The organism is Streptomyces sp. NRRL B-24085, assembly GCF_001282115.1.
Classification (GTDB): domain Bacteria; phylum Actinomycetota; class Actinomycetes; order Streptomycetales; family Streptomycetaceae; genus Streptomyces.
In genome coordinates this window covers 19,410-28,151 of sequence record NZ_LJBR01000051.1, presented here as the reverse complement: position 1 = coordinate 28,151, position 8,742 = coordinate 19,410, and the positions used below count along the sequence as shown (strand labels likewise).

Below are 8,742 nucleotides of genomic sequence, written 5' to 3'. Positions count from 1 at the left end.
GCTGCGGGGAGGAGGGCTCCGCGAGGCCGGGGTCGGCCCGGAGGATGCGCTGCTGGAGCTCGCGCAGGCCGGGGCGCGGGTCGACGCCGAGTTCGTCGGCGAGCAGTCGGCGGGTGTCGGCGTAGACGGCGAGGGCCTCCGCCTGCCGGCCGCTGCGGTACAGGGCCAGCATGAGCAGTTCGCGCAGGCGCTCGCGCAGGGGGTGCTCGGCGGTGAGGGCGGTGAGCTCGGAGACCGCCTCCGCGTGGCAGCCCTGCTCCAGGTCCATGTCGAGGCGCGATTCGAGGAGTTGCAGCCGCCACTCCTCCAGCCTGACGCGCTGTGCCTCGGCGTACGGTCCCGGCACGCCCGCGAGCACCTCGCCGTCCCACAGCGCCAGCGCCCGGGTGAGCACGTCCCGCGCGTGGCACAGGTCCCCGGCGCTCCTGGCCTTCTCCGCCTCGGTGGCGAGCTCCTGGGCGGCGGCGAGGTCCAGCGCGTCCTCGCCGAGCCCGCGGATCGCGTAGCCGCCGGACTCGCTGACCAGGGTCCCGGGGTCGAGGATCTTGCGGAGCCGGGAGGCGTACGTGCGCAGCGCGGCCAGCGCCTGGTCCGGCGGCTCCTCGCCCCACAGGGCGGCGATCAGCTCGGCGGCGGTCGCGGTGCGGCCCTCGCGCAGCAGCAGGGCGGCGAGCAGGGCGCGTTGCTGCGGGGAGCCGGTGTGCAGCAGTTCCTCGCCACGCCGGGCACGCACCGGCCCGAGCACGCTGAAGCGCAACGGCGCGGACGCTGCCGCGGGGCTTGTGTGCGGCGCGGATCGGGGGCCGGGGGGTGTGTGCTGCCCGGCTCGCGCCGCGGGACCTGTGTGCTGCCCGGCTCCCGTTGCGGAGCCCGTGTGCTGCCCGGTGTCGACCGCCGAGCCCGTGTGCTGCCCGGCTCCCGCCGAGCCCGTGTGCTGCCCGGTGTCGACCGCCGAGCCCGTGTCCTGCCCCGCTCCCGTCGCCGAGCCCGTGTGCTGCCCGGCCCCCGTCGCCGAGCCCGTGTCCTGCCCGGCCCCCGCCGGGGAGCCGGGACGCCTCTGCTCCGGCACCCGCGGTACACCGTCCATCGCCGTCCCCCTAGGGCCTGTTTACAACCCCGTCAGTCTGCCTTGTCCACGGCGGATGCGTCAGCCGTGGAGAGCCTGATCACAGGAGGACGCGCGGGATGTCACGAGGCCCTCACCCGCCCTCCGCACACGTCCGCACACGAACCGTCGCGATCGGCCACCGTCCACGGAGCTGACGGACCGTCAGATCGGCGCTACCGTGAGCGCCATGGAGACCACGACGGCACTTCCGCAGATCATCTCCGTCGACGACCACACGGTGGAGCCCTCCGACGTCTGGCAGAACCGGCTCCCGAAGAAGTACCTGGACACCGGACCGCGCGTGGTCCGCGCCCCGCTCAAGGAGATCAGCTTCCTGGGCGGCCGGTTCAAGCCCGTGATGGGCGCCCCCGGTGACGACGGGCCGCTCGGCGACTGGTGGCTCTACGAGGGACTCCAGCGCCCCCTCACTCGCCTCGACACCGCGGTCGGCTACAGCAGGGACGAGATCAGGCTGGAGGTCATCACCTACGAGCAGATGCGCCCCGGCTCCTACGACGTCCCGCAGCGCCTCGCCGACATGGACGTCAACCACGTCCAGTCCGCCCTCTGCTTCCCGACCTTCCCGCGCTTCTGCGGCCAGACCTTCACCGAGGCCGAGGACCACGAACTGGGCCTGCTGTGCGTGCGGGCGTACAACGACTGGATGGTGGAGGAGTGGTGCGGCCCCCAGGCACAGGGCCGGCTCATACCGCTCACCCTCATCCCCCTCTGGGACGCCGAGTTGGCGGCCGCCGAGGTCCGCCGCAACGCCGCCCGCGAGGTACGGGCCGTCGCCTTCTCCGAGATACCCCCGCACCTGGGCCTGCCCTCCGTGCACTCCGACGACTGGGACCCCTTCCTCGCCGCCTGCGACGAGACCGGCACGGTCGTCGCGATGCACATCGGCTCCAGCAGCCGGATGCCCTCCACCTCCGCCGACGCCCCACCGGCGGTCGGCTCCACGATCACCTTCGCCAACTGCTGCTTCTCGATGGTCGACTGGCTGATGAGCGGCAAGTTCGAGCGCTTCCCGAACCTCAGGGTCATGTACGCCGAGGGCCAGATCGGCTGGATCCCCTACATCCTGGAGCGCGCCGACGTGGTCTGGGAGGAGAACCGCGGCTGGGGCGGCGTCGCCGACAAGGTCCACCGCCCGCCGTCCGAGCTCTTCGCCGAGCACGTCTACGGCTGCTTCTTCGACGACGCGTTCGGCCTGAAGAACCTCGACGCGATCGGCGTCGGCAACGTGCTCTACGAGACCGACTACCCGCACTCCGACTCCACCTGGCCGAAGTCGAAGGAGGTCGGAGAGGCCCAGATGGGACACCTGGACGCCGACGTGGTGGAACGCATCGTCCGCGGCAACGCCATCGACCTGCTCGGGCTCACCCCCGACGGGCTCTGGGACGGTCCCCGGTGACCGAGTACGGCATCCAGCTCCCCGTCCAGTCGCAGAGCACCCTCTACGCCGAGCCCTGGGAGGCAGGTGCCGGCCCCGGGGACCTCGTCGAGGTGGCCCGGGCCGCCGACCGCGCCGGGTTCGCGTACATCGCCGCCTGCGACCACGTGGCCGTCCCGCGCCGCCTCGCGCCCGCGATGAGCACGGTCTGGTACGACCCGGTCGCCACCCTCGCCTTCCTGGCGGGCGTGACCGAACGGGCGAGGCTGCTCAGCCATGTGGCCGTCGTGGGGCTGCGGCACCCGCTCCTCACCGCCAAGCAGTACGCCACCCTCGACCACCTCAGTGGCGGGCGCCTGATCCTCGGGGTCGGCGCCGGGCACGTGCGGGAGGAGTTCGAGGCGCTCGGGGTCGACTTCGCCGGGCGCGGGGCCGTCCTCGACGAGTCGATCGACGCCCTGCGCACCGCCCTCGGCCCCGAGGAGTTCCCCGAACACCACGGCAAGCTCTACGACTTCGCCGGCCTCGGACAGCGCCCGCGTCCCGCGCAGGCCCGCGTCCCGGTGTGGGTCGGGGGCTCCTCACCGGCCGCCGTGCGCCGGGCCGCCCTCAGGGGCGACGGCTGGCTGCCCCAGGGCGACCCCCGGGAGAGACTGCCCGGGCAGATCGAGCGGATACGGCGGCTGCGGGCGGAGGCGGGCCTCGAAGGGCCGTTCACCGTCGGGGCCATCGCCGAGCCGCTCTACCTCGGCACCCCCACCTGGGACGTCGGCCGCCGGACGCTCAGCGGTCCGCCCGACGCGGTCGCCGAGTCCCTGCGCGCCTACCGCGCGATGGGCGTGGACCAGATCCAGGTGCGGTTCCGCAGCCGCGACCGCGCCGAACTCGTCGACCAGATCGCGGCGTTCGGCGCCGACACCGCCCCCCACCTCTGAGGAGTCACCGCATGGGCAAGCTGGACGGACGTGTCGTCCTCGTCACCGGCGCGGCACGCGGGCAGGGGGAGCAGGAGGCCCGCCTGTTCCGTCAGGAGGGCGCCCAGGTCGTGGTGGGCGATGTGCTGGACGCGCAGGGCAAGGCGCTGGCGGAGGAGATCGGGGCGCTGTACGTGCACCTCGACGTGGGCCGGGAGGCGGACTGGCAGCGCGCGGTCGAGGTCGCCGTCGAGGAGTACGGGCGGGTCGACGGGCTCGTCAACAACGCGGGCATCCTGCGCTTCAACTCCCTCCTGGACACGCCCCTCACGGAGTTCATGCAGGTGCTCCAGGTCAACCAGGTCGGCTGCTTCCTGGGGATCAGGACCGTGGGTCCGGTGCTGTCCGACGGCGGCACGATCGTCAACACGGCCTCCTACACCGGTGTGACCGGGATGGCCGGCGTGGGCGCCTACGCGGCCTCCAAGCACGCGGTCCTCGGGCTCACCCGGGTCGCCGCGCTGGAGCTGGCGCCGCGCGGGATCAGGGTCAACGCCATGTGCCCCGGGGCCGTCGACACCGCGATGTCCAACCCGGCGGTCCTGGACCCGTCGGCGGACGCGGAGGAGGCCTCCCGGGGGCTCGACCGGTTCTACCGCAAGCTCGTGCCGCTCGGCCGGATCGGGCGGCCGGAGGAGGTGGCGCGGCTGGCGCTGTTCCTGACCTCCACCGACTCCTCGTACATCACCGGCCAGCCGTTCGTGATCGACGGCGGCTGGCTCGCCGGGGTCTCCGTCATCTGACTGGCCGTCAGCTATTGACCCCGGGTGCGCCCGGTGCCACAGTCGGCGGCAGATCGGACATCTGACGGAGCGTCAGAAACAACTGGGGACGGTGAACCTCCTTGGAATTCGGGCTCTTTGTACAGGGATACGTGGGCAAGCGCGCCGAGACCGACCCGCTGGCCGAGCACAAGGCGCTGATGGAGGAGACCGAGTACGTCATCCAGGCGGACCGCTCCGGCTTCAAGTACGCCTGGGCCTCCGAGCACCACTTCCTGGAGGAGTACTCGCACCTGTCCGCCAACGACGTCTTCCTCGGCTACCTGGCGCACGCCACGGAGCGCATCCACCTCGGCTCCGGCATCTTCAATCCGCTCGCCCAGGTCAACCACCCCGTGAAGGTCGCCGAGAAGGTCGCCATGCTCGACCATCTCACCGGCAACCGCTTTGAGTTCGGCAGCGGCCGCGGGGCCGGGTCGCACGAGATCCTCGGGTTCATACCGGGCGTGACCGATATGAACTACACGAAGGAGATCTGGGAAGAGACCATCGCCGAGTTCCCGAAGATGTGGCTCCAGGACGAGTACGCCGGTTTCCAGGGCAAGCACTGGCAGCTGCCGCCGCGCAAGGTGCTGCCGAAGCCGTACGGGAAGTCGCACCCCGCGATGTGGTACGCCGCCGGGTCGCCGCCGTCGTACGCCATGGCGGCGAAGAAGGGGCTCGGGGTGCTCGGCTTCAGCGTGCAGAAGGTCTCCGACATGGAGTGGGTCCTTGAGCAGTACAAGACGGCGGTCGTGGACGCCGAACCGATCGGGGACTTCGTCAACGACAACGTGATGGTGACGACGACCGCCATCTGCGCGCCCACGCACGCCGAGGCCGTCGAGATCGCGGTGCACGGCGGCCTGCACTACCTGCCCTCGCTGGTCTTCCGCTACCACGACACGTTCCCGCGGCCCGAGGGGTTCCCGGTGTGGCCCGAGACGCTGCCCGAGTACACCGCGGATTTCGTCGAGGTGCTCATCGAGGAGGAGCTGCTGATCTGCGGGGACCCCGACGAGGTGGTCCGCCAGTGCAAGCGCTGGGAGCAGGCCGGGGCGGACCAGTTGAGCTTCGGGTTGCCGGTGGGGGTGCCCAAGGAGGAGACGCTCCAGACGATCCGTCTCATCGGGGAGCACGTGATCCCGAAGATCGACACGGATCCGGTGCACAGGACTACACGGTTCCGTCAGGGGGCTTGAGCGTTCGTCGGCGGTGCGGGTTCGTGGGGGCTGGTCACGCAGTTCCCCGCGCCCCTGAAAACCAACCGCAACCGGAGTGGAGGAGGCAGCGTTCATGCTCGATCACGTCATCAAAGGTGCGGCCGTCGTCGACGGGACCGGTGCGGCTGCCCATACCGCCGACGTCGGCATCCGGGACGGCCGTATCGCCGTCGTCGGTCAAGTCACCGAAGAGGCCCGCACCACCGAGGACGCCACCGGGCTCGTCCTCGCCCCCGGGTTCGTCGACCCCCACACCCACTACGACGCCCAGCTCTTCTGGGACCCGTACGCGACCCCCTCCCTCAACCACGGGGTCACCACGGTCGCCGCCGGGAACTGCGGGTTCACGCTGGCACCGCTGAACCCGGACCGCCCCGACGACGCCGACTACACCCGCCGCATGATGTCCAAGGTCGAGGGGATGTCCCTGGTCGCCCTGGAGGAGGGCGCGCCCTGGAGCTGGCACTCCTTCGGCGAGTACCTAGACGCCCTGGAGGGCCGCATCGCCGTCAACGCAGGTTTCATGGTGGGGCACTGCGCCCTGCGCCGGTACGTCATGGGCCCGGACGCCGTCGGCGGCCAGCCGTCCGAGGAGCAACTCGCCGCGATGCTGCGGCTGTTCCACGAGGCGATGGACGCCGGCGCCTGGGGGTTCTCCACCACCCAGTCCTCCACGCACTCCGACGGCGACGGCAGGCCCGTGGCGTCCCGGCACGCGCTGCCCGCCGAACTCCTCGCGCTGTCACGGGCCGTGGGGGAGCACGAGGGAACCCAGATCGAGGCCATCGTCGCCGGCTGCCTCGACCAGTTCAGCGACGCCGAGATCGACCTGTTCGTCGAGATGAGCGCGGCGGCCGGACGGCCGCTGAACTGGAACGTGCTGACCATCGACTCGGCCGTCCCCGAACGGGTGCCGAGGCAGCTGTTCGCGAGCGAGCGGGCCCGCAAGGCGGGCGGCCGGGTCGTCGCCCTCACCATGCCGATCCTCACCCCGATGAACATGTCCCTGGGCACCTTCTGCGCGCTGAACCTCATCCCCGGCTGGGGCCCGGTCCTCGCGCTGCCCGTCCCCGAGCGCATCGAGAAGCTGCGCGACCCGGACGTACAGCGGGAACTGCTGCGGCACTCCCGGTCCAAGGAGGCCGGCGTCTTCCGACGGCTGACCAACTTCGGGCGGTACGTCATCGGGGACACCTACAGCGACACCAACCGCGGGCTCAGCGGACGCGTCGTGGAGGACATCGCCGCCGAGCGCGGGCAGGAGCCGTTCGCCACGCTCGTGGAGATCTGCGCGGCCGACTCGCTGCGCACGGTCCTGTGGCCCATGCCCACCGACAACGACCCGGCGTCCTGGGCCCTGCGTGCCGAGACCTGGCAGCACGAGGACGTACTGCTCGGCGGGTCCGACGCGGGCGCGCACCTGGACCGCATGTGCGGGGCGCCGTACACGACCCGCTTCCTCGGGGACTGTCTGCGCGGCCGGAAGCTGACCTCGCTGGAACAGGCCGTGAAGATGCTCACCGACGACCCGGCCCAGTTGTTCGGGCTGCGCGAGCGCGGGCGGATCGAGGAGGGCTTCCATGCGGACCTCGTGCTCTTCGACCCGGAGCGGATCGCCGCGGGCACGGCCACCCTGGTGCACGACCTGCCGGGTGACAGTCCCCGGCTGGACTCCAAGGCGATCGGCGTCCGGGCCGTGTGGGTCAACGGGGTCGAGGCGATCCGGGACGACGTGGTGAGCGGAGCCGTGCCGGGCCGGGTGCTGCGGTCGGGGCGGGACACGCGGACGGTGAGCACCAGGTGAGTGCGCCGAAGGAGCAGGCGCTGTTCGTCGGCGGTGCGTGGGTCGCTCCGGACGCCGGGCACTACGCGGTGGTCGACCCGGCCACCGAGGAGACCGTCGGACTGGCCCCGGAGGCCTCGCGGGATCAGGTGCGCGCGGCCTGTGCCGCGGCCCGCGAGGCCTTCGGGCCGTGGTCGCGCACGGCACCGGAGGAGCGGTGCGCCGTGCTGGCGCGGGCCGCCGACATCATCCGTTCCCGGCTCGGGCCGTGCGCCGAACTCGCCCAGGCGGAGACGGGCGCGACCACGGGGGTGGCCCGCGGCATGCAGGTCGGCGTCGCCGCAGCCCGCTTCCGGCGGTACGCCCGGGTCGAACCCGCCGAATGGGCGATCGAGCCGCAGGTCAACGAGGCCGGACCGATGGGGAAGGCAGTGGTGATGGGGGCGCTGGCCGTCCGGCAGCCCGTCGGGGTGGTCACCTGCATCACCTCGTACAACAACCCGTGGGCCAACCCCGCCGGGAAGATCGCCCCCGCCCTCGCCATGGGCAACACGGTGGTGGTCAAGCCCGCCCCGCAGGACCCTCTCTCCGTGTACCGCATGGCGGAGGCGCTGGAGGCCGCCGGGGTGCCGCGCGGGGTCGTGAACGTGGTGAGCGGCCGTTCCGTGGAGGTCGGCGAGGCCGCCGTCGACTCGCCCGACGTCGACATGGTCAGCTTCACCGGCTCCACGGCGGTCGGACAGCGCATCGCCGAGGCGTGCGGGCGGTCCATGAAACGGCAGTTGATGGAGCTGGGCGGCAAGGGGGCGGCGCTCGTCTTCGAGGACGCGGACCTCGGATCGGCCGTGGCCGGCATCGGCACCACCTTCTCCTTCTACAGCGGACAGATCTGCACGGCACCGACGCGGGTGCTGGTGCAGCGAAGCGTCCACGACCGGCTCGTCGAGCAACTGGCGGCCTACGCCGGCCGGTTGAGGGTCGGCGACCCGCGCGAGACCGGAACGGTCGTCGGACCGGTGATCTCGGCCGCGCACCGGGAGCGGGTGGAGTCGTACGTCGAACTGGGCCGCAAGGAGGGCGCGACGGTGGCCGCCGGCGGCGAACGCCCGCCGCTGGAGCGGGGTTTCTACGTTGCCCCGACGCTCCTCGTCGACTGCCGACCTGACATGCGCGTGGTCCGCGAGGAGATCTTCGGCCCGGTCGTGACCGTGACGCCCTTCGACGACGAGGAGGAGGGCATCGCCCTCGCCGACGACAGCGACTACGGCCTGATCGACTACGTCTGGTCGGCGGACGTCGCCCGCGCCTTCCGCGTGGCACGGCGGCTGCGGGCCGGGGGAGTGGGGGTCAACACGGTCGGCCGGAACATGGAGGCTCCGTTCGGCGGCTTCCGCAGGAGCGGGGTGGGACGGGACTGCGGGTCGTACGCGCTGCACGCCTACAGCGAGGTGCAGTCGATCGTCTGGCCGGGGTGAGAGGGGCTTCGGGAGCGCG

General features: G+C 71.9%; 7 protein-coding genes. 6 read left to right on the top strand and 1 reads right to left on the bottom strand.

What is annotated here, in order from left to right; translation table 11 throughout:
• On the bottom strand, positions 1-1,087 hold a 1,087-nt coding region (locus AOJ26_RS07540; RefSeq protein WP_234358490.1), incomplete at its 3' end, for an AfsR/SARP family transcriptional regulator.
• A 199-nt stretch (positions 1,088-1,286) separates the two neighbouring features.
• Here AOJ26_RS07540 and AOJ26_RS07535 point away from each other — a divergent pair.
• The 6 genes from AOJ26_RS07535 to AOJ26_RS07510 all read left to right on the top strand — a co-directional run bounded on the left by AOJ26_RS07535 (position 1,287) and on the right by AOJ26_RS07510 (position 8,723).
• Positions 1,287-2,528, top strand: a complete 1,242-nt coding sequence (locus AOJ26_RS07535) for an amidohydrolase family protein (RefSeq protein ID WP_053847404.1) — start codon at positions 1,287-1,289, stop codon at positions 2,526-2,528.
• Positions 2,525-3,442, top strand: a complete 918-nt coding sequence (locus AOJ26_RS07530; RefSeq protein WP_107092815.1) for an LLM class F420-dependent oxidoreductase — start codon at positions 2,525-2,527, stop codon at positions 3,440-3,442. Before AOJ26_RS07535 ends, AOJ26_RS07530 begins: the two co-directional genes overlap by 4 nt.
• Positions 3,443-3,453: 11 nt before the next feature.
• Positions 3,454-4,224: an SDR family NAD(P)-dependent oxidoreductase gene (locus AOJ26_RS07525; protein WP_053847403.1), complete on the top strand. Its 771-nt coding sequence runs from the start codon at positions 3,454-3,456 to the stop codon at positions 4,222-4,224.
• A 101-nt stretch (positions 4,225-4,325) separates the two neighbouring features.
• Positions 4,326-5,444, top strand: a complete 1,119-nt coding sequence (locus tag AOJ26_RS07520; RefSeq protein ID WP_078959788.1) for an LLM class flavin-dependent oxidoreductase — start codon at positions 4,326-4,328, stop codon at positions 5,442-5,444.
• 94 nt (positions 5,445-5,538) lie between these two features.
• Positions 5,539-7,269 (top strand): N-acyl-D-amino-acid deacylase family protein, encoded by a 1,731-nt coding sequence (locus AOJ26_RS07515; protein WP_053847401.1) that lies wholly within the window; start codon positions 5,539-5,541, stop codon positions 7,267-7,269.
• Positions 7,266-8,723 (top strand): aldehyde dehydrogenase family protein, encoded by a 1,458-nt coding sequence (locus tag AOJ26_RS07510; RefSeq protein WP_053847400.1) that lies wholly within the window; start codon positions 7,266-7,268, stop codon positions 8,721-8,723. The genes AOJ26_RS07515 and AOJ26_RS07510 overlap by 4 nt, the downstream gene beginning before the upstream one ends.
• The last annotated feature ends 19 nt before the right edge of the window (positions 8,724-8,742 follow it).

Coding starts and splice junctions, on each gene's coding strand:
- AOJ26_RS07515 (WP_053847401.1), top strand. CDS start 5,539: ATGCTCGATCACGTCATCAAAGGTGCGGCCGTCGTCGACGGGACCGGT.
- AOJ26_RS07525 (WP_053847403.1), top strand. CDS start 3,454: ATGGGCAAGCTGGACGGACGTGTCGTCCTCGTCACCGGCGCGGCACGC.